The organism is Pseudomonas sp. ES3-33, assembly GCF_000952175.1.
Taxonomy (GTDB): domain Bacteria; phylum Pseudomonadota; class Gammaproteobacteria; order Pseudomonadales; family Pseudomonadaceae; genus Aquipseudomonas; species Aquipseudomonas gregormendelii.
Genome location: NZ_JZRI01000043.1, coordinates 26,996 through 47,313, shown reverse-complemented (window position 1 = coordinate 47,313; position 20,318 = coordinate 26,996). Strand labels below are relative to the sequence as shown.

17 protein-coding genes are annotated in these 20,318 nt (G+C 59.5%); 11 read left to right on the top strand and 6 right to left on the bottom strand.

Translation table 11 applies throughout. The features are described 5' to 3' along the window. The first annotated feature begins 3 nt into the window (after positions 1-3). From UB23_RS05560 to UB23_RS05530, 7 genes are all read left to right on the top strand, one after another. A complete protein-coding gene (locus UB23_RS05560; RefSeq protein ID WP_045058329.1) occupies positions 4-3,102 on the top strand; it encodes an efflux RND transporter permease subunit in 3,099 nt (1,032 codons plus the stop codon). A gap of 158 nt (positions 3,103-3,260) precedes the next feature. Then, on the top strand, positions 3,261-3,902 hold the full coding sequence (locus UB23_RS05555; RefSeq protein WP_045058328.1) for a DUF1345 domain-containing protein: 642 nt from the start codon (positions 3,261-3,263) through the stop codon (positions 3,900-3,902). A gap of 114 nt (positions 3,903-4,016) precedes the next feature. After that, positions 4,017-5,042, top strand: a complete 1,026-nt coding sequence (locus UB23_RS05550; protein WP_045058327.1) for a LacI family DNA-binding transcriptional regulator — start codon at positions 4,017-4,019, stop codon at positions 5,040-5,042. A gap of 74 nt (positions 5,043-5,116) precedes the next feature. Continuing rightward, positions 5,117-5,899: a sugar phosphate isomerase/epimerase family protein gene (locus tag UB23_RS05545; RefSeq protein ID WP_045058326.1), complete on the top strand. Its 783-nt coding sequence runs from the start codon at positions 5,117-5,119 to the stop codon at positions 5,897-5,899. Next, complete coding sequence (locus UB23_RS05540; RefSeq protein WP_045058325.1) at positions 5,892-6,917, top strand: sugar kinase; 1,026 nt, start codon at positions 5,892-5,894, stop codon at positions 6,915-6,917. Before UB23_RS05545 ends, UB23_RS05540 begins: the two co-directional genes overlap by 8 nt. Before the next feature lie 66 nt (positions 6,918-6,983). Continuing rightward, the gene (locus tag UB23_RS05535) at positions 6,984-8,279 is read left to right on the top strand and encodes an MFS transporter (RefSeq protein WP_045058324.1); all 1,296 of its coding nucleotides are present in this window, start codon (positions 6,984-6,986) and stop codon (positions 8,277-8,279) included. 13 nt (positions 8,280-8,292) lie between these two features. After that, positions 8,293-9,270 carry a 2-hydroxyacid dehydrogenase gene (locus tag UB23_RS05530; RefSeq protein ID WP_045058323.1) on the top strand — a complete coding sequence of 326 codons (978 nt, stop codon included), beginning with the start codon at positions 8,293-8,295 and terminating at the stop codon, positions 9,268-9,270. Between the two features lie 61 nt (positions 9,271-9,331). Here UB23_RS05530 and UB23_RS05525 read toward each other — a convergent pair whose 3' ends face one another. After that, positions 9,332-10,519: a pyridoxal phosphate-dependent aminotransferase gene (locus UB23_RS05525; RefSeq protein ID WP_045058322.1), complete on the bottom strand. Its 1,188-nt coding sequence runs from the start codon at positions 10,517-10,519 to the stop codon at positions 9,332-9,334. A gap of 157 nt (positions 10,520-10,676) precedes the next feature. Between UB23_RS05525 and rarD the strand changes: the two genes are divergently transcribed. After that, positions 10,677-11,558, top strand: coding sequence for an EamA family transporter RarD (gene rarD, locus UB23_RS05520; protein WP_045058321.1), 882 nt, complete (start codon positions 10,677-10,679; stop codon positions 11,556-11,558). 92 nt (positions 11,559-11,650) lie between these two features. Here rarD and hppD read toward each other — a convergent pair whose 3' ends face one another. After that, on the bottom strand, positions 11,651-12,727 hold the full coding sequence (gene hppD / locus UB23_RS05515; protein ID WP_045058320.1) for a 4-hydroxyphenylpyruvate dioxygenase: 1,077 nt from the start codon (positions 12,725-12,727) through the stop codon (positions 11,651-11,653). 409 nt (positions 12,728-13,136) lie between these two features. Here hppD and UB23_RS05510 point away from each other — a divergent pair, with 409 nt between their 5' ends. Together UB23_RS05510 and UB23_RS05505 are read left to right on the top strand one after the other, a co-directional pair. Beyond that, the gene (locus tag UB23_RS05510) at positions 13,137-14,672 is read left to right on the top strand and encodes an EAL domain-containing protein (RefSeq protein WP_045058319.1); all 1,536 of its coding nucleotides are present in this window, start codon (positions 13,137-13,139) and stop codon (positions 14,670-14,672) included. Positions 14,673-14,902: 230 nt separating this feature from the next. Further along, positions 14,903-15,268 carry a histone-like nucleoid-structuring protein, MvaT/MvaU family gene (locus UB23_RS05505; protein WP_045058318.1) on the top strand — a complete coding sequence of 122 codons (366 nt, stop codon included), beginning with the start codon at positions 14,903-14,905 and terminating at the stop codon, positions 15,266-15,268. Positions 15,269-15,465: 197 nt separating this feature from the next. Here UB23_RS05505 and UB23_RS05500 read toward each other — a convergent pair whose 3' ends face one another. Beyond that, positions 15,466-15,978 carry a DUF4946 domain-containing protein gene (locus tag UB23_RS05500; protein WP_045058317.1) on the bottom strand — a complete coding sequence of 171 codons (513 nt, stop codon included), beginning with the start codon at positions 15,976-15,978 and terminating at the stop codon, positions 15,466-15,468. Positions 15,979-16,123: 145 nt separating this feature from the next. On the opposite strand from UB23_RS05500, the gene gloA reads away from it, so the two are divergent. Then, complete coding sequence (gene gloA, locus UB23_RS05495) at positions 16,124-16,645, top strand: lactoylglutathione lyase (RefSeq protein WP_045058316.1); 522 nt, start codon at positions 16,124-16,126, stop codon at positions 16,643-16,645. 80 nt (positions 16,646-16,725) lie between these two features. Here the strand turns inward: gloA and ahpF are convergent, their stop codons facing one another. The 3 genes from ahpF to UB23_RS05480 form a co-directional block, all read right to left on the bottom strand. Continuing rightward, complete coding sequence (gene ahpF, locus UB23_RS05490; protein ID WP_045058315.1) at positions 16,726-18,288, bottom strand: alkyl hydroperoxide reductase subunit F; 1,563 nt, start codon at positions 18,286-18,288, stop codon at positions 16,726-16,728. A gap of 137 nt (positions 18,289-18,425) precedes the next feature. After that, positions 18,426-18,989, bottom strand: a complete 564-nt coding sequence (gene ahpC / locus UB23_RS05485; protein ID WP_045058314.1) for an alkyl hydroperoxide reductase subunit C — start codon at positions 18,987-18,989, stop codon at positions 18,426-18,428. Between the two features lie 138 nt (positions 18,990-19,127). After that, positions 19,128-20,066 carry a site-specific integrase gene (locus UB23_RS05480; protein ID WP_045058313.1) on the bottom strand — a complete coding sequence of 313 codons (939 nt, stop codon included), beginning with the start codon at positions 20,064-20,066 and terminating at the stop codon, positions 19,128-19,130. Between the last annotated feature and the right edge of the window lie 252 nt (positions 20,067-20,318).

Here is a 20,318-nt window from a genome sequence, read left to right as displayed (position 1 = left end):
TTTATGCCGCAGTTCTTTATCGATCGCCCGATTTTTGCCTGGGTAGTCGCCCTGTTCATTCTGCTGGCGGGCGCCCTGGCCATCCCGCAGTTGCCGGTGGCGCAGTACCCGGATGTCGCGCCGCCGCAGGTGGAAATCTATGCCGTTTACCCCGGAGCATCGGCGCAGACCATCGACGAGAGCGTGGTCAGCCTGATCGAGGAAGAGCTCAACGGCGCTGACAATCTGCTGTATTTCGAGTCCCAGAGCAACTTGGGCAGTGCGACGATCAAGGCCACTTTCCAGCCCGGCACCAACCCGGAGCTGGCCCAGGTCGACGTGCAGAACCGCTTGAAAGTGGTCGAGTCGCGACTGCCCCAGGCAGTGAACCAGCAGGGTTTGCAGGTAGAAAAAGTGTCCTCCGGCTTTTTGCTGTTGATCACCCTGACCTCCAGCGACGGCAAGCTCGACCAGACTGCGCTCAGCGATTACCTGGCGCGCAACGTGATGAACGAAATCAAGCGCCTGGACGGCGTCGGCAAGGCGCAGTTATACGGTTCCGAGCGAGCCATGCGTATCTGGATCGACCCGCAGAAGCTGATCGGTTTCAACCTGACCCCAGCTGACGTCAACGCTGCCATCGTTGCACAGAATGCCCAGGTCTCGGCCGGCAGCATTGGCGACTTGCCAACCCGCAGCACCCAGGAAATCACTGCGACCATTCTGGTCAAAGGCCAGCTCTCGACCCCGGAAGAATTCGCCGACATCGTGCTCAAGGCCAATCCCGACGGCTCCACCGTGCGCATCGGTGATGTCGCCCGGGTGGAAATCGGCAGCCAGGAATACCAGTTCGGCACCCGCCTGAACGGCAAGCCGTCGACCGCCGTCAGCGTGCAGCTGGCGCCGAGCGCCAACGCCCTGAAAACCGCGACCCTGGTGCGGGCCAAGATGGATGAGCTGGCGCGGTATTTCCCGGCAGGCGTTGAATACAAGATCCCTTACGACACCTCACCCTTCGTCAAGGTCTCGATCACCAAGGTCGTCTACACCCTGGTCGAAGCCATGGTGCTGGTGTTTGCGGTGATGTTCCTGTTCCTGCAGAACATTCGCTACACGCTGATCCCGACCCTGGTAGTGCCGGTCGCACTGATGGGTACCTTCGCCACCATGTTGGCTTTGGGCTTCTCGATCAACGTGCTAACCATGTTCGGCATGGTGCTGGCCATCGGCATACTGGTGGATGACGCCATCGTAGTGGTGGAGAACGTCGAGCGCATCATGGTCACCGAGGGCCTGTCGCCCAAGGAAGCGACGCGCAAGGCGATGCAGCAGATCACCGGGGCGATCATCGGCATCACCCTGGTGCTGGTGGCCGTGTTCATTCCGATGGCGTTCATGCAGGGCTCGGTCGGGGTGATCTACCGGCAGTTCTCCCTGTCGATGGCCACCTCGATCCTGTTCTCGGCGTTCCTCGCCCTGACCTTGACCCCGGCCCTGTGCGCGACCTTGCTCAAGCCGATCGCCAAGGGTGAGCATCATGAAAAGCGCGGTTTCTTCGGCTGGTTCAATCGACGTTTCGAGCAACTGACCGAACGTTATCAAGCCTGGGTCGCTTACGCGCTCAAACGTACAGGGCGCTATCTGCTGATCTACGGCGTGCTGCTGATCGCCCTGGGTATTTGCTTCGTACGCCTGCCCTCCTCGTTCCTCCCGGTGGAGGACCAGGGCTACACCATCACCGACGTACAACTGCCGCCGGGTGCGAGCAAGAACCGTACAGTCGCAGTGGTCGAGCAGATCGAAGCGCATAACGCCAAGGAGCCCGGAGTGGGCGACAGTACGGTGATCCTCGGCTTCAGTTTTTCCGGCAGCGGGCAGAACGCGGCGCTGGCATTCACCACGTTGAAAGACTGGTCCGAACGCGGCAGCGACGATTCGGCGAGCTCGATTGCCGACCGGGCCAACATCGCCCTGAGCCAGATCAAGGACGCCGTGGCGTTCTCGGTGCTGCCCCCACCGGTGGATGGCCTGGGCACTTCCAGTGGTTTCGAGTTCCGCCTGCAGGATCGTGGCGGCCTCGGTCATGCCACGCTGATGCAGGCACGCACCGAGTTGCTGGAGGCAGCAGAGAAAAGCCCAATCCTGATGAACGTGCGCGAAAGCACCCTGGCCGAGGCACCGCAGGTTCAATTGATCGTCGACCGCAAGCAGGCCAACGCCCTGGGCGTGTCGTTCGCCGAAATCGGCAATGTATTGTCCACCGCCGTCGGCTCCAGCTACGTCAACGATTTCCCCAATCAGGGGCGCATGCAACGGGTGGTGGTCCAGGCCGAAGGCGATCAGCGCAGCCAGGTGGCGGACCTGTTGCAAATGCACGTGCGCAACAACGCCGGAAAAATGGTGCCGCTGTCGGCCTTCGTCGAGGCCAAATGGACACAGGGCCCGGCGCAACTGACCCGTTACAACGGCTACCCGGCGATCAGCATTTCCGGTGAACCGAAGCCGGGGCACAGCACCGGCGAAGCCATGGCCGAGATCGAGCGCCTGGTAGCGCTGGGACCTGCGGGTTTGGGCCAGGAATGGACCGGCTTGTCGCTGCAGGAACGGCTGTCCGGAAGCCAGGCGCCGATCCTTTTAGGATTGTCCTTGCTGATCGTGTTCCTGTGCCTGGCGGCCTTGTACGAGAGCTGGTCGATTCCGACTTCAGTGCTCCTGGTCGTACCGCTCGGCGTGCTGGGCGCGGTACTGGCCGTGACGTTGCGCGGAATGCCTAACGACGTGTTTTTCAAGGTCGGGTTGATCACTATCATCGGCCTGTCGGCGAAGAACGCGATCCTGATCATCGAGTTCGCCAAGAGCCTGTATGACGAAGGTCACGACCTGATCGACGCGACCCTGCAAGCCGCACGCCTGCGATTGCGGCCGATCGTGATGACCTCCCTGGCGTTCATCCTCGGCGTCGTGCCGTTGGCCATCGCCACCGGCGCCAGCTCGGCCAGCCAGCAAGCGATCGGCACCGGAGTCATCGGCGGCATGATCACCGCGACCCTGGCGGTGTTGTTTGTGCCGGTGTTTTTTGTGGTGGTGATGAAGCTGGTGCGCAAGCGCCATAAGGACCTATAGCCGCCCCCCGTTGTAGGAGCGAGCTTGCTCGCGATGAACGCAAGAACGCTGCTGGGTGTCAGGCTCCCAGCGTCATCGTTAACGACCATCGCGAGCAAGCTCGCTCCTGCAACAGGACCGCGCTATGGTGCACTGACGTCCTGTTACAGTGAGCCGCTATGCCCTTCCTCGCCCGCACCCACCCGCGCCTGTCCGCCGCCGCCACCCTTGGCATTGCGGTGGGCATCCTGGCTCCCGCCGATTCGATCATCAGCAAAATTCTCTTTGGCTGGAATGCCGGGGTCTGGACTTACCTGGTGCTGATGCTCTGGCTCACCGCTCGCGCCAAAGCGCCTGACGTAAAGCGCATCGCTGAAGTCGAAGACGAAAACGCCGGTCTGGTGCTGCTCGTGGTGTGCATCGCCGCCATCGCCAGCCTGGCCACCATCGCCTTCGAACTGGCTGGCAGCAAGCAACTGGACACCACGACCAGACTGCTGCACTACGGCTTCACTGCGCTGACCGTGATTGGCTCATGGCTGCTGATCGGCGTGATATTCAGCGTGCATTACGCGCGCCTGTTCTACACCTGGCGCGGCAAGGACCCGGCACTGCGATTCGCCGAGGGCCTGACCACGCCCAACTATTGGGATTTCCTGTACTTCTCGTTCACCATCGGCGTGGCGGTGCAGACCGCCGATGTGGGTGTCGCCACCCGCGATATGCGCAAGATCGTGCTGGCGCAGTCGTTGGTCGGATTTGTATTTAATACGGCGATATTGGGCTTTTCGATCAATATCGCGGCGGGATTGTTTGGGTAAAAGGCGACGAACATTTTGCCCGGGGCTTGACGCAGGGCATATTCCTGGTGTTTCCTGAAACCGGTTTCAGCGCCAAGCGCCAGCCTTATAAATCCAATAACAAGGTTTCAACCCGTGAACGACTTTTCCGCCGCCCAGCGCAGCCGCGTGACCATGCTTGATGTCGCTGAACACGCCAGGGTTTCCAAGGCCAGTGTGTCGCGATTCATTGGCGAAGACCGCGGCTTGCTCTCCGATGCCATTGCGTTGCGCATCGAGCAGTCGATTGCCGAGCTGGGCTACCGCCCAAACCAGATGGCCCGTGGCTTGAAGCGCGGACGCACGCGCCTCATCGGCATGCTGGTGGCCGACATCCGCAACCCTTATTCGATTGCCGTGATGCACGGGGTGGAAACCGCCTGCCGTCAGCACGGCTACAGCCTGGTGGTGTGCAATACCGATCGCGATGACGAACAGGAGCGCCAACACCTTGCCCTGTTACGTTCGTACAACATCGAAGGCTTGATCGTTAACACCCTGGGCCATCACCGCGACGAATTGCACGAACTGCATCGGGAAATGCCCCTGGTGCTGGTGGATCGCAAGGTCGAGCACCTGGAAAGCGACATGGTCGGGCTGGATAACTCGAAGGCGGTCGAGATGGCCATCGAGCACCTCGAAGCTCAGGGCTATCGCGATGTACTGTTGGTGACCGAGCCATATGACGGCACCAGTTCGCGTATCGAGCGCGTCAGCAGTTTCAAATCGCAGGTCGCCCAGCGGCCTTCACTGCGAGGCGCAATTATCGAAACCGGCAGCCAACTCACGGCTCATCTCAAGGCTTTCCTGGACGCTCCTGGCCCCGGCCCGAAAGCGCTCTTCTGCGCCAACGGCATTGCGGCACTGGCCAGCACCCACGCACTGCGGGAACTGCAGTGCGATCTGTTTGCGAATGTGGGCTTGATTGCCCTGGACGACCTGGATTGGTACCCGCTGGTGGGCAGTGGCATTACCGCCCTTGCGCAGCCGACCGCGCAAATTGGAGCAAGTGCATTCGAGTGCCTGCTCAAGCGACTGCGTGGGCAGGCTGGGCCGGTTCGAACGCTGGATTTTTCGGCGCAGTTGATCGTGCGGGGCTCGACGCTCGGGAGTTCCCGGTGATGGAGCCTGCAGCAACACCCACCAGAAACTATTTTTTTGTACAAAAATGAAACCGGTTTCAGAGGTAAATAACAATGAAAAAATCACCCGTCTCCATCAGCCTTTCCAGCTACGGCGCCGAACTGGTACGCCAGCGAGGCCAAGGCAGTTTCATCGAAATCCTCGCCGCCGCCGGTGCTTCCCTCATTGAATGGCGTGAGGAATTGCTGACCCACGAACACGCCACGCAACTGGCCCAAGCCACCTCCAACCATGGCCTGGAAAGCATCTACTCCTCACCCATGGAGCTATGGCTGGCGGGCCATTCAAACCCTAATCCCGCTTTGACGGCAGCCCTGCACAGCGCCCAGGCCTTTGGAGCCAAATGGCTGAAAGTCTCGCTGGGTTATTTCACTGATAACAATGACCTGCAAGGTCTGGCCCGTACCCTGGGCCACTGCGGCGTGCAACTGCTGGTAGAAAACGACCAGACCCTGCACGGTGGCCGCATCGAACCCTTTCAGCGCTTTTTCGGCGAAGTGGAGCAACACCAACTGCCCATCAGAATGACCTTCGATATCGGCAACTGGCACTGGCAGGACCAGTGCGCCGCAAGCGCCGCTCGAATGCTCGGTCGTCACGTCGGCTATGTGCACTGCAAGGCCGTGACGCGCCGGGCCGATGGCAAACTGATTGCCACACCGCCCGCCGCAACAGATCTGCAGCAATGGGAACAACTGCTGCGCCACATGCCCCAAGGCGTCATGCGGGCGGTGGAGTATCCACTGCAGGGCGACGACCTCGCGCAACTTACCGGCGAACACGTCGCCGCCCTCGCCCGCCTGGGTCAATCGCGACTGGAGAGCGCTCATGTCTGAGATCGATATCCTGTCGTTTGGCGAGACCATGGCGATGTTTGTCGCCGAAGAGCCCGGAGACCTGGCCAGCATCACCCGGTTCCACAAGCGCATCGCCGGGGCTGACAGCAACGTCGCCATCGGCCTGTCGCGGCTTGGATTCAAAGTGGCCTGGCTTAGCAGGGTCGGTGCCGATTCACTTGGCAGGTTCGTGATCGACACGCTTGAAAAGGAAGGACTGGACTGCCGTCATGTCGACATTGATACCGCGCACCCAACTGGATTCCAGCTCAAGTCCCGCACCGAGGACGGCAGCGATCCGGTAGTGGAGTATTTCCGCCGTGGTTCGGCCGCCAGTCACCTGTCCCCGCAGTCAATTGTCCCCCAATTGCTGAACGCCCGGCACCTGCACGCCACCGGTATTCCTGCGGCCCTGTCGGCAAGCGCACGGCAACTGTCGCTGGAATTGATGACACGCATGCGCGATGCAGGACGCAGCGTATCGTTCGACCCCAATCTGCGGCCGAGCCTGTGGGCCAGCACGCAACAGATGGTCACCGAAACCAACCGCCTGGCAGCCCTCGCCCATTGGGTGCTGCCGGGCTTGAGCGAAGGCCAGTTGCTGACCGGCTTCGAAGACCCTGCCGATATCGCTGCTTTTTACCTCGACCAGGGTGTAGAGGCTGTGGCGATCAAGCTGGGCCCGCACGGTGCCTATTACCGAACTCATCAGGATCAGGGTTTTGTCGCCGGCGTGCCGGTGCAGGCAGTGGTCGACACGGTGGGTGCCGGTGACGGCTTTGCTGTGGGCATGATCAGCGCCTTGCTGGAAAACCACAGCTTTGCCGAGGCCGTGAAGCGGGCCAACTGGGTTGGCAGCCGGGCGGTGCAGAGTCGGGGGGATATGGAGGGGTTGCCTACCCGGGCCGAGATGAGCGCTGAGTTAGAGGCCGCCAACGCAAGCGGGCTCGCTCCCACACAAGATCGGGTTCCAACCCAAATGCCCTGTGGGAGCGAGCCTGCTCGCGATAAGGCCTGACCATTCACTGAAGATTTCGAATTCGTTACCTGCTGCGACAAAAACAACAAGCTCAGGAGCACCACCATGAAAACCGCAACCCTCGCCGCCCGCCGCTGGTGGTACATCATGCCCATCGTGTTCATCACCTACAGTCTGGCGTATCTGGATCGCGCCAATTACGGCTTCGCCGCCGCCTCCGGCATGGCCGCCGACCTGATGATTACCCCGGGCCTGTCCTCACTGCTCGGCGCCCTGTTCTTCCTCGGCTACTTTTTCTTCCAGGTGCCGGGGGCGATCTATGCGCAGAAACACAGCGTGAAGAAACTGATTTTCGTCAGCCTGATCCTCTGGGGCGGCCTGGCGACCCTGACCGGAATCGTCTCCAATGCCTATTGGTTGATCGTCATCCGCTTTATGCTCGGCGTGGTCGAGGCGGCGGTGATGCCGGCGATGCTGATCTATCTGTGCCACTGGTTCACCCGCGCCGAACGCTCGCGAGCCAACACCTTCCTGATCCTCGGCAACCCGGTGACCATGCTGTGGATGTCGGTGGTCTCAGGGTATCTGGTCCAGCACTACAGCTGGCGTTGGATGTTCATCATCGAGGGCTTGCCTGCGGTGCTGTGGGCCTTCATCTGGTGGCGCCTGGCCGACGATCGTCCGGCCCAGGCCAAATGGCTCAGTGACCAGGAAAAACACGACCTGGAAAGCGCCTTGGCTGCCGAGCAAGTCGGCATCAAGGCGGTGAAAAACTATGCCGAAGCCTTTCGCTCGCCAAGGGTGATCATCCTCGCGTTGCAGTTCTTCTGCTGGAGCATCGGCGTCTATGGCTTCGTATTGTGGCTGCCGTCGATACTCAAGGCCGGTGCACAAATGGACATGATTGAAGCGGGTTGGCTGTCGGCGCTGCCCTACCTGGCCGCCGTCATCGGCATGTTGCTGGTGTCCTGGGCCTCGGACAAACTGCAAAAACGTAAACGCTTCGTCTGGCCACCACTGCTGATCGCCTCGTTCGCTTTCTACGGATCCTACGCCCTGGGCGCCGAACATTTCTGGTGGTCCTACACCTTGCTGGTGATTGCCGGTGCCTGCATGTACGCGCCTTACGGACCATTCTTCGCGATCATCCCGGAAATCCTCCCGGCTAACGTGGCGGGCGGCGCGATGGCGCTGATCAACAGCATGGGTGCTCTCGGTTCGTTCGGCGGTTCCTACCTGGTCGGCTATCTGAACAGTTCCACGGGTTCACCCGGCGCTTCCTACCTGTTGATGAGCGGCGCGCTGATGCTCTCGGTGGTGCTGACTATTTTCCTCAAGCCCGGCGCCAGTGACCGGGAGCGGCCCACGGTCGCATTAACCCGCACCGCCGCACATTCCTGATTGGATGACGACAATGAAAAAGCAGGTTGTTCTATACAAGAAACTCTCGGCGCTGCTGATGGCTCGTTTGCACGAACGGGCTGAAGTGACGCTGATTGAAAGTCTCGACGCCGATGGCCTCGCCCGATTGCGCGATGCCCTGCCCCGAGCCCACGGTTTGCTCGGTGCCAGCCTGAAGCTGGATGCCGAGCTGCTGGATCTGGCGCCCGACCTTGAAGCCATCGCCAGCGTCTCGGTGGGCGTCGACAACTACGACATCGACTACCTGACCGAGCGACGCATCCTGCTGAGCAACACGCCAGACGTGCTCACCGAAACCACCGCCGATACCGGTTTTGCGTTGATTCTCGCGACCGCCAGACGCGTAGTGGAACTGGCGAACATGGTTCGAGCAGGCCAATGGAGTCGTAACCTCGGCCCCGCGCATTTTGGCAGCGACGTGCACGGCAAAACCCTGGGCATCATCGGCATGGGCCGCATCGGCGAGGCACTGGCCCAGCGTGGGCATTGCGGTTTCGGCATGCCGGTGATCTACCACAGCCACTCGCCGAAACCGGCGGTAGAGCAGCGTTTTAATGCGCAATACCGCAGCCTGGGCGAGCTGTTGCAACAGGCGGACTTCATCTGCCTGACGCTGCCGCTGACGGCTGAAACCGAGCGACTGATCGGCGCCGAGGAATTTGCCCTGATGCGCCCGCAAAGCATCTTCATCAACATCTCCCGAGGCAAGGTCGTGGATGAAGCGGCGTTGATCGAGGCATTGGGTGCGGGGCGGATTCGCGCGGCGGGGCTGGATGTGTTTGAACGTGAGCCGCTGAACCTGGACTCGCCGTTGTTGCAGATGGATAACGTGGTGGCAACGCCGCACATGGGCTCGGCGACCCATGAGACACGTGAGGCGATGGCTCGATGTGCGGTGGACAATCTGTTGGCCGCCTTGGCGGGTGAGCGGCCGGCAAATCTGGTGAATCCTTCGGTCTGGAAAGATTAGGATCAAACGATCGCAGCCTGCGGCAGCGCCTGCAGGAACTGCCGCAGGCCGCGATCTTTTCTCAGGCCCGACGCGCTTCCAGAAGGTCGATTGCACACAGCGCAATCCTTCGACAGGCATCCGCCAGCTTGCGCTGGTCCACCACCAACCCGATGCGGATATGCCCCGCCGCGCTCGGCCCGAACGCCTCACCCGCCAGTACCGATACGCCATACCCCTCCAGCAGCCGCTCGGCGAAATGCTGGGCGGACAACCCGGTGTCGCGCACGTCGACCATCACGAACATTCCGCCATCGGGCTGAATGGCCCGGATACCCGGGCATTGGTTCAGGCTCGTACACACCAGGTCGCGGCGCTGACGATATTCATCGCGCATCAGCGCCACCTCCGGAAGGTCTTCATCCAGCGCCCGTTGCGCCGCCTTTTGCACGAACTCCGGAATGCCAAACAGCATGCTCAACGAGAGATGCTCCAGATGATCGTTCAAGAGTTTGGGCCCGATCACCCAACCCACTCGCCAGCCGGTCATGGCGTGGGACTTGGACAGGCTGCCGATGGTCGCTGTACGTTCGGCCATGCCCGGCAGACTGGCCGGGCTGATATGTTCACCCTCGTACAGCAGATCACCGTAGACCTCGTCGCTGATCAACCAAAGGTCGTGTCGCACACACAGCAAGGCCAGTTCCTGCCAGATCATCAGTGACAGACTGGCGCCGGAGGGGTTGTTCGGGCTGTTGAGCAACAGCGCCCGGGTCCTGGGGGTGATACGGGCCGCCACGTCCGCCGGATCGACCCGAAAGCCGTTCTCCGGACGCACCGCCACCGGCATCACCGTGGCCCCGCAGGCGCCGAACACCCCTTCATACGTCACGTACATCGGCTCGGCGACGATCACTTCGTCGCCCGGATCAAGCAGGCATTGCGCGACCGAGTACACCGCGCATTGCGCGCCGGGCATCACGATCACATGGTCGGCGTCCACCACCTGTCCACTTCGACGCCGATGACGCTGGGCAATGCTGTCGCGCAAACCCCGACTGCCGCGCACCTGCGAGTAGTGGGTGTCGCCCGCCAGCAAGCTGTCGATGGCGGCCTGGACGATGGGCCGGGGTGTATCGAAATCCGGGTCGCCGACCGACAGCAGCAGTACGTCGACGCCCTCTTCGCGCATTTGCAGCGCGCGATTATGAATTTGCCAGGCCGCGGCGCCTTCACCGGCGATGCGTTGGGTCAAGCCTGAATAGCGCATGTATTTCTCCAATCGCGCGAGTTCCTGAGTCAACCCTATCTCAAATCGCGCCACGCGCCAGTACCGTGGTGAAATCGACGATCGGGGCAGGCAACAGAAATTCTGAAAACCACGTATCCTCCATACCCCGTTATACCTTCACTGCCGCGAGGACACGTTGTCTAAAGGTATCGCTCTATCGGTCACGGCCTCGGTGCTGTTTGCCGTCATGTATTACTACACCTCGCTGCTCACCCCCTTGAGCGGCGTGGAGATTTTTGGCTGGCGGATGCTGCTGACCGTACCCTGCATGACTGTGTACATGGTGGTGTCCGGGGAGTGGAAGCGGGTGGTCGAGCTGGTGCGACGACTTATCGCCAAGCCGAAACTTATTGCCGGCCTGGTCGCCTCCTCTGCCCTGCTCGGCGTGCAGCTGTGGCTGTTCATGTGGGCGCCGCTCAACGGCTACAGCCTTGATGTTTCGCTGGGATACTTCCTGTTGCCGCTGACCATGGTGCTCACTGGAAGAATCGCCTTTGGCGAACGCTTGTCCTATCTGCAAAAAGTCGCGGTAGTGTTCGCCTGCCTCGGGGTCATCAACGAGCTGTACCAGGTGGGTGGTTTTTCATGGGCTACCCTGCTGGTGTGCGTCGGTTATCCGACATTTTTTGTCCTGCGAAAGCGCTTGAAGTCAGACAACCTGGGCGGCCTGTGGCTGGACATGGCGTTGACCCTGCCGGTGGCATTCTGGTTTGTGCAGAGTGGCGATCAGGGCTTTGCGGTGTTTGATCAGTACCCGTGGTTGTCGCTGCTGATTCCGCTGCTTGGGGTTATCAGCGCGTCGGCGCTGGTGGTCTACATCATCGCCAGCCGGTTGTTGCCGTTCAGCTTGTTCGGGCTGCTCAGTTATGTTGAGCCGGTGCTGTTGCTGGGGGTGGCGTTGCTGTTGGGGGAAAGCATCAAGGAGGGGGAATGGCTGACCTACATACCGATCTGGCTGGCAGTGGTGGTGTTGATGTTTGAGGGGTTCAAGCATTTGATGCGGCAGCGGCGTCCTTGAAAGCAAAAGATCGCAGCCTTCGGCAGCTCCGACATGGGTTTTTTCACCCTGTAGGAGCTGCCGAAGGCTGCGATCTCTTGTTCTAAACCAAATCAGTCAGTGGACAGCACGCCACGACGAACCTGATCACGCTCGATCGATTCGAACAGCGCCTTGAAGTTGCCCTCGCCAAATCCATCATCGCCTTTGCGCTGGATGAATTCGAAGAACACCGGACCCATCAGGGTTTCCGAGAAGATCTGCAGCAGCAGGCGCTTGTCGCCGGACTCCGACGAACCGTCGAGCAGGATCCCGCGCATTTGCAGTTCATCAACCGGCTCGCCATGGTTCGGCAGACGGCCTTCCAGCATCTCGTAGTAAGTTTCAGGCGGCGCGGTCATGAAGCGCATGCCAATCTTCTTCAGGCGGTCCCAGGTGTCGATCAGGTTGTCGCTGAGGAAGGCCACGTGCTGGATGCCTTCGCCGTTGAACTGCATCAGGAATTCTTCGATCTGCCCGGCGCCCTTGGACGACTCTTCGTTCAACGGAATGCGGATCATGCCGTCCGGTGCGGTCATGGCCTTGGAGGTCAGGCCAGTGTATTCACCCTTGATATCGAAGTAGCGGATCTCGCGGAAGTTGAACAGCTTCTCGTAGAAATTCGCCCAGTACGCCATGCGGCCGCGATACACGTTGTGAGTCAGGTGATCGATGATCTTCAGGCCCGCGCCTTCTGGATTGCGGTCCACGCCTTCGATGAACACGAAGTCGATGTCGTAGATCGAACTGCCCTCGCCGAAACGGTCGATCAAGTACAGCGGCGCGCCGCCAATACCTTTGATGGCCGGCAGGTGCAGCTCCATCGGGCCGGTCTCGATGTGGATCGGCTGGGCGCCAAGTTCCAGCGCGCGCTTGTAGGCTTTCTGCGAATCCTTGACGCGGAACGCCATGCCGCACACCGACGGGCCGTGTTCGGCCGCGAAGTACGAGGCTACGCTGTTGGGTTCATTGTTGAGGATCAGGTTGATTGCGCCCTGGCGATACAGGTGCACGTCCTTGGAACGGTGGGTCGCCACCTTGGTGAAGCCCATGATCTCAAAGATCGGCTCCAAGGTGTTTGGGGTTGGCGATGCGAATTCGATGAATTCAAAGCCCATCAGGCCCATTGGGTTTTCGTATAAATCTGCCATGGTCGGCGCCTCATCATGCTTTTCAGAATTAACAAATGTTAGTTGCTGGCGATGCTGAGGTCGGCGGGCGGCGCGCAGGAGATACCTCTCACGCTGCGCGCGAGGAAGTCACCATAGATCAGTTGAAACCCAAATATCTTCATTGTCGACCCAAGGTTAAGACGGGCGAGGCTTCTGCTGCCAGAAGACGATTATTCTTGTATGCGTAACCCGATTCTACACAGCGTAAACATATTTGTCCGCCCTGTGTATCAAATCCCTGTTCACCACCGCTGTGCAAGCGGTGCATCCCTCCGGGCAGACTGGCAAAAGGCCGACTATCATGGCCGCTGTCAGCCTCTCTTTTGGAGGGCCTGTGATGGTCCTGCCAGCCGTTGACAGCCCTATCCCGTCACCCGGGTTTACAAAAATGCCATTAAGCGCCAAGACCCGCCGCAAACGCAGCTCCCGGATTGTCGTGACCCTGCTCAGCGCACTGCTGCCCATCGTGCTGGGTGGCGTCATTCTTTACCTGCAAGCGCAGCGGACTCTGGAACAGGGTTCGCGCCTGACCGCCGAAGAAGCCGTCCTCCAGTTCGACCTGATGCTCGACAACACCGCCCAGGCCGCAGAAAAATTGCTGCCGCTGGCGGGGCAACCCTGTGCCGACGTCAATCTTGCCCTGCGCGAACAAGTCACACGCCGGCCCTTTGTGCGCGCGACGAACCTGTTGTGGGACGACACCATTTATTGCAGCTCGCTGTTCGGTGAAACCCACGAAAAAATAGCACCGGGTGATTATAGCCACGGGCAGTTACTGCTGATGAAAGGCAACCGGGTGACACCTGATACCGCTTTGCTGGTGTATCGACTCAGCAAAGGCAAACAGGGGGCGATGAGCATCCTGGACGGTTACCACCTGAGCAATATCCTGCGCCTGATCGGGCGCAAGACCATCGTTTTGTTGCAAGTAGGTCCTCAATGGCTGGATGCCGACGGGCAGATCCACGAAGGCCCCCTGCCCGTCCTGCCCGTGGCGCACACCACCCTGGACTCGCAGCGTTATGCCTTTCATGTGACTGCGGGTTTGCGCGAAGGCGAGATCTGGCGTTACATCAGCAGCGAGTACCCTCCGCTGTTCAGCCTGCTGATATTTTTTGGCGCGATGTCCGGACTGATCGGGCACATTCTGCAGAAGCGCTCGACGTCGCCAAGTGTCGAGATGCAACGGGCCCTGGAAGCCAGGGAGTTTGTTCCGTACTTCCAGCCGGTCGTGTCGGGGGACAGTAAACAGTGGTCTGGCGCCGAAGTGTTGATGCGCTGGAACCATCCGAAAGAAGGCCTGGTGCGGCCGGACCTGTTCATCCCCTTTGCCGAGCACTCCGGGCTCATCGTGCCCATGACCCGCTCGCTGATGCAACAAACCGCCGAACTGCTGGCGCCCATCGCCAGCGCATTCGAGCAACCCTTGCGCATCAGCGTCAACATCACCGCCCGTCATTGCAAGGACCTGCAACTGATCAACGATTGCCGCCAATTCCTCAGCCATTTCACCCAGGGCTCAGTCTGCCTGGTGCTGGAACTGACGGAGCGAGAACTGATCGAGCCCACTGATATCACTCACAGGCTGTTCGAACAACTGCATGAACTGGGGGTGAAAATCGCCATCGATGACTTCGGCACCGGCCATTCTAGCCTCGGCTACCTGCGCCAGTTCAACGTAGATTTCCTCAAGATCGATCAAAGTTTCGTCGCGATGATCGGCGCCGACGTGCTGTCCCGGCACATCCTCGACAGCATCATCGAGCTCTCGGTAAAGCTGAATCTGGACATCGTTGCAGAAGGTGTGGAAACCGAAGAACAGAGTGATTATCTGACCGCCCGTGGTGTCGGCTTCCTGCAGGGTTATCTGTTTGCGCGACCCATGCCGGGCGCACAGTTCATTAACGCATTAACAGGGCGTTAACTTATCGACTCAAACGACATACTAATAACGCCGCCTGTGAACACTTCGACAGGCGGTTGTTGTTACATGTAAAAAAGTCATGATTTACTCTTTTCGTATTAACCACTACACTTTTTACTGTTCACACAAAGATGCGCCAGCGAGCCCTTAGCACTGAGCCGCTTCAAAGCGCCTGGCTTATAGCTTTATTTACGGCTGGCATCAGTCACACAACTATTGGAGTGAAGATATTGTCCAGACTTGCTGAATTTCGTGCAGCTGAAAAGGCCCTTCAGGAGCAGCTCAAGCAGCTGGAAACCTTGAAGAACGACGCCGGACTCAAGAAGGAAATGGAATTCGAAGAGAAGCTCCAGGGGCTGATGAAAACCTATGGCAAGAGCCTGCGGGATGTGATCGCCATTCTCGATCCGAACCCGGCAAAATCGGGCCTGCAGGTGGCGTCTGCGCCGAAAACCCGGCGCGCTCGCGTGGTCAAGGTCTATCACAATCCGCACACCGGTGAACTGATTGAAACCAAGGGCGGCAACCACCGCGGCCTGAAATCATGGAAGGAACAGTACGGGGCGTCCACGGTTGAGTCATGGCTTCGCGGCTAAGATCATTGCAGGAGCGAGCTTGCTCGCGAAGAACTCAGAGACAGCGCGCTTAGTCAGGCCTCACGCGTTATCGTTGACGTTTTTCTCGAGCAAGCTCGCTCCTTCAGTGTTACTGCCAACGCATAGCTTTTTTACGTTTAGATACCTACTTTATGCTTAGTTCTTTAGAGCTGTCCTACTCCAATTTTTAGTCACCACTAAAGTTTCAAACTGTTACGAACGGCAGCTATCTCGTCCTGACTGGCCTTGTACACTTCGGCTTGTCCGGCGTAAGAAAGTACATAGGCGTTATCCGCGTCCACGGCCGCGACCAATGTCTGAGAGAGCACGTGTCGTCCGTTCTGGGTGACGGTGCAAGTTGTCTCCAGCGCCTGCAAATCACTCAAGCGTGCGTCGTGGATCTTGTTGCAAACACTTTGATACCCGCCCTGGAAAAAGTCCTTTTGCAGCGACTTGCGCATCTCCAGCAACACGCCCTGCAGGTTGACCTGATGCCCGGGTTCCACTGGGGTCATGGTCAATTCCATCACCAGCACGGGGGTACCGCCCACATCGTTTTTTACTGCACGTTGGCGCGACACTTTCGATGCAGCGTCTGCCTGGGCCACGGCCTCCACTTCCCAGCCACTGGGCCAGGTGATCAGCGCGGGCTCTGCATGGGCGGCGGCGATTACCGACAGCAGGCTTATCAGTAAACAGAATCGAATCATCGCAAGGTCGTACTCAAAGGTTGATTCAACAAGTCTGGGCCCACCCCGCCCGTCAGGCAATAGCGGACGCTTTGGGTTTGGTGATGTCGGATCCCTTGCGTATCATTGCTGCCATTCGCTAGCCCATTTATTGACCGGAGGGCCCATGAGCCTGCACGATTTGAATACCTTCCCCGGCGTCACTGCCCAACCTGACACTGCCACGCAGAAGTTTGTCTTCAACCACACCATGCTGCGGGTCAAGGACATCACCAAGTCGCTGGATTTCTACACGCGAATCCTCGGTTTCTCACTGGTGGAAAAACGCGATTTTCCGGAAGCGGAATTCAGCCTGTACTTCCTGGCGCTGGTGGAAAAAGACCAGATCCCGGCTGACGCTGCTGCGCGCACCGAATGGATGAAGTCGATTCCAGGCATCCTGGAACTGACCCATAACCACGGCACGGAGAATGATCCGGCGTTTGCCTACCACAATGGCAACACCGACCCGCGGGGTTTTGGTCATATCTGCATCTCGGTCCCGGACATCGTCGCCGCCTGCGAGCGCTTTGAAGCACTGGGCTGCGACTTCCAGAAGCGCCTGACCGATGGCCGCATGAAGAGCCTGGCCTTCATCAAGGATCCGGATGCCTACTGGGTCGAAATCATCCAGCCAGCCCCAATGTAAACCAAACCACATTTGGCTCGTGCAAAACGCAAAAACCCCATGATCGCTCATGGGGTTTTTGTGTTTTCAGCCCTCGGCTTTTATGCCGGGGCCGAGGTGCGGATCAGGTGATCGAATGCACTCAAGGAAGCCTTGGCGCCCTCGCCTACCGCAATCACGATCTGCTTGTACGGCACAGTGGTCACGTCGCCGGCAGCGAACACGCCCGGCATCGACGTCTCACCGCGAGCATCAACGACGATCTCGCCGCGAGGCGACAACTCGATGGTGCCTTTGAGCCAGTCGGTGTTGGGCAGCAAACCGATCTGCACGAAAATACCTTCCAGCTCGACGGTGCGAAGTTCATCTGACTTGCGATCCTTGTAACGCAGTCCATTGACCTTTTGCCCGTCGCCGGTCACCTCGGTGGTTTGCGCACTGGTGATCACTGTTACGTTCGGCAGGCTGTGCAACTTGCGCTGCAAGACTGCATCGGCACGCAACTGTACGTCGAACTCCAGCAAGGTCACGTGGGACACGATACCGGCGAGGTCAATGGCCGCTTCGACGCCCGAGTTGCCGCCGCCGATCACCGCCACGCGCTTGCCCTTGAACAGCGGACCGTCGCAGTGTGGGCAGTACGCCACGCCTTTGTTGCGGTACTGCTGTTCGCCAGGGACGTTCATTTCACGCCACCGCGCACCGGTCGCCAGGATCACGGTCCTGGCTTTCAAGGTGGCGCCGCTGGCGAAGTGGATCTGGTGCAACTCCCCCTCCTTGCCCGGCACCAGTTTGTCGGCACGTTGCAGGTTCATGATGTCGACGTCGTATTGCTTGACGTGCTCTTCCAAGGCCACGGCCAGCTTGGGCCCTTCGGTTTCCTGCACGGAGATGAAGTTTTCGATGGCCATGGTGTCCAGCACCTGCCCACCAAAGCGCTCCGCCGCCACACCGGTACGAATGCCTTTGCGGGCAGCGTAGATCGCGGCCGACGCACCGGCCGGGCCACCGCCGACGACCAGTACGTCAAAGGCTTCCTTGCCGCTGATTTTCTCGGCTTGACGCTCGATACCGCTGGTGTCGATCTTGGCGAGGATCTCTTCCAGGCCCATGCGGCCCTGACCGAAGTTGACCCCGTTGAGGTAGATGCTCGGCACCGCCATGATCTGACGGTCATCGACTTCAGCCTGGAACAGCGCGCCGTCGATCGCCACGTGGCGAATATTCGGGTTCAGCACCGCCATCAGGTTCAGCGCCTGGACCACGTCCGGGCAGTTCTGGCAGGACAGCGAGAAGTAGGTCTCGAAACTGAACTCGCCTTTGAGCGAACGGATCTGTTCGATCACTTCCACACTGGCTTTCGAAGGGTGACCGCCAACTTGCAGCAAGGCCAGCACCAACGAGGTGAATTCGTGGCCCATCGGGATGCCGGCAAAACGCAAGCTGATATCCGCACCTGGGCGATTGATCGAGAACGATGGTTTGCGTGCATCGTCACCGTTATCGAGCAAGGTAATCTGGTTGGAAAGACTGGCAACGTCTTTCAGTAACGCGAGCATTTCCTGGGATTTCGCACCGTCGTCGAGGGAAGCAACGATCTCGATCGGCTGGGTGACCCGTTCCAGGTATGACTTCAACTGGGCTTTAAGATTGGCGTCCAACATACGGGCGATTTCCTTTTTTCGGATTCATATAAAGCAGGCATAAAAAAACGCCCGAGCGAATCTCGCCCGGGCGTTTTTAGTGGGCGGTTGCAGCTTACTGAGGTGCGGAAACCCGCCCTGATAGTGCTTTCACAGTCTTAGATCTTGCCGACCAGGTCCAGGGACGGAGCCAGGGTAGCCTCGCCTTCTTTCCACTTGGCTGGGCAAACCTGACCTGGGTGAGCAGCAACGTACTGAGCAGCCTTGATTTTGCGCAGCAGCTCGGAAGCGTCGCGGCCAACGCCGCCATCGTTCAGTTCAACGATCTTGATCTGGCCTTCAGGGTTGATCACGAAGGTGCCACGGTCAGCCAGGCCAGCGTCTTCGATCAGCACGTCGAAGTTGCGGGAGATGGCGTGGGTCGGGTCGCCGATCATGGTGTACTGGATCTTGCCGATGGCTGGCGAAGTGTTGTGCCAGGCAGCGTGGGCAAAGTGGGTGTCGGTGGAAACGCTGTAGATTTCAACGCCCAGCTTCTGGAACGCTTCGTAGTTGTCGGCCAGGTCTTCCAGCTCGGTTGGGCAAACGAAGGTGAAGTCCGCCGGGTAGAAGAATACGACCGACCATTTGCCTTTCAGGTCAGCGTCCGAGACTTTTACGAAGTCGCCATTTTTGAAGGCGTCAGCTTTGAACGGTTTAACTTGGCTGTTGATGATAGGCATCGATGACTCTCCGTCAGGGGTTGAAAAGTTGATGAGATGAATCCTACCTATCCAATCCCTCGATGGCTCATTGGCAAAGCTCATGCTACTGATTGGTTTTCGCTATTAGCCGACAGTATTAATAGAAGAAAACGGAATCTAGGGCGCCAGTGGCTTTTCGACCAGGCGGGTCATGCCGGGAAACGGACTGGCCTCGACGTAACGCATCGCCGATTTCACGTCTTTCCAGCCGACGTAACTCATCAGCGATTTCAGATCCCAGCCGCTCTGATGCGCCCAGGTGGCAAAACCCCGGCGCAGGGAATGGCTGGTGTAGTGCTCGGCGGCGATGCCTGCGCGTTGTAACGCCTGGCGCAATAGTGGAATCACGCTGTTGGGGTGCAAGCCCTCCTTGCTCAGATGTCCCCAGCGGTCGATACCGCGGAACACCGGGCCCCGCACCAACGCGGCGGCGCTGATCCAGGCGATATAAGCCTGCACCGGGCACAAGCGCTGGAGCGCTGGCGTCTGGTAGGTCTTGCCGAGGTTGTCACGGTCACCCTTGCTGCGCGGCAAATACAGGCTGATTCCGGCACCGGCGCTGGCCTGGACGTGCTCGATCTGCACGCGACATAACTCGTCACTGCGAAATCCTCGCCAGAATCCCAAGAGGATCAGCGCGGTGTCGCGCCTTGCGCGCAACAAGCCCGGTTGATCGTGTTCGGCCTGAGCGATCTGCGCCTCTCGTTCAAGCCAGGCAATCACCCGCTCCAGGTGCTGCAGCTGTAACGGCTCGGCCTGCTTTTCCTGGGCCGGGTGCAGTGCGCGGATCCCCTTGAACACCTTGCGCACCACCGGCGCCTTGGTGGGATCGGCAATCCCCTGGCTGCTGTGCCACTGCGCCAGCGCCGACAAGCGCAGCTTCAAGGTGTTGATCGAAAGTACGCCCGCATGCGCCACCAGATAACGCGCGACGCTGTCGGCGGTCGCGGGCAGGAAGCCGCCCCAGCTGACTTCGAAGTGCTCGATGGCGGCGCGGTAGCTACGCCGGGTGTTGTCGCGGGTGGCGGCATTAAGGTAACGATCAAGCTCGCTCATGCGACCTGCCTTCTGAACGATCAAACCCGCTCATGGAACCTGCCTTCTGGAAAATACGCTCATGGAGCCTGCTTCTGTAGGAGCGAGCTTGCTCGCGATGGTCGTCAACGATGGCGGGGGTTAGTTAGCCAGCGGCGCTTGCGGGGTTTTCGCGAGCGAGCTCGCTCCTACAGGGCTTTGTGTACGGATTTGGGGCGGCTTACTACTGAAAAAGCTTATCACACGGGATAATACCAATATATCCCATGTGAG

What these genes read in the sequence shown, in the direction of transcription:
- UB23_RS05560 (WP_045058329.1), top strand. Translation starts at nt 4, where the DNA reads ATGCCGCAGTTCTTTATCGATCGCCCGATTTTTGCCTGGGTAGTCGCC.
- UB23_RS05555 (WP_045058328.1), top strand. Translation starts at nt 3,261, where the DNA reads ATGCCCTTCCTCGCCCGCACCCACCCGCGCCTGTCCGCCGCCGCCACC.
- UB23_RS05545 (WP_045058326.1), top strand. Translation starts at nt 5,117, where the DNA reads ATGAAAAAATCACCCGTCTCCATCAGCCTTTCCAGCTACGGCGCCGAA.
- UB23_RS05540 (WP_045058325.1), top strand. Translation starts at nt 5,892, where the DNA reads ATGTCTGAGATCGATATCCTGTCGTTTGGCGAGACCATGGCGATGTTT.
- UB23_RS05535 (WP_045058324.1), top strand. Translation starts at nt 6,984, where the DNA reads ATGAAAACCGCAACCCTCGCCGCCCGCCGCTGGTGGTACATCATGCCC.
- UB23_RS05530 (WP_045058323.1), top strand. Translation starts at nt 8,293, where the DNA reads ATGAAAAAGCAGGTTGTTCTATACAAGAAACTCTCGGCGCTGCTGATG.
- UB23_RS05525 (WP_045058322.1), bottom strand. Translation starts at nt 10,519, where the DNA reads ATGCGCTATTCAGGCTTGACCCAACGCATCGCCGGTGAAGGCGCCGCG.
- hppD (WP_045058320.1), bottom strand. Translation starts at nt 12,727, where the DNA reads ATGGCAGATTTATACGAAAACCCAATGGGCCTGATGGGCTTTGAATTC.
- UB23_RS05510 (WP_045058319.1), top strand. Translation starts at nt 13,137, where the DNA reads ATGCCATTAAGCGCCAAGACCCGCCGCAAACGCAGCTCCCGGATTGTC.
- UB23_RS05500 (WP_045058317.1), bottom strand. Translation starts at nt 15,978, where the DNA reads ATGATTCGATTCTGTTTACTGATAAGCCTGCTGTCGGTAATCGCCGCC.
- gloA (WP_045058316.1), top strand. Translation starts at nt 16,124, where the DNA reads ATGAGCCTGCACGATTTGAATACCTTCCCCGGCGTCACTGCCCAACCT.
- ahpF (WP_045058315.1), bottom strand. Translation starts at nt 18,288, where the DNA reads ATGTTGGACGCCAATCTTAAAGCCCAGTTGAAGTCATACCTGGAACGG.
- ahpC (WP_045058314.1), bottom strand. Translation starts at nt 18,989, where the DNA reads ATGCCTATCATCAACAGCCAAGTTAAACCGTTCAAAGCTGACGCCTTC.
- UB23_RS05480 (WP_045058313.1), bottom strand. Translation starts at nt 20,066, where the DNA reads ATGAGCGAGCTTGATCGTTACCTTAATGCCGCCACCCGCGACAACACC.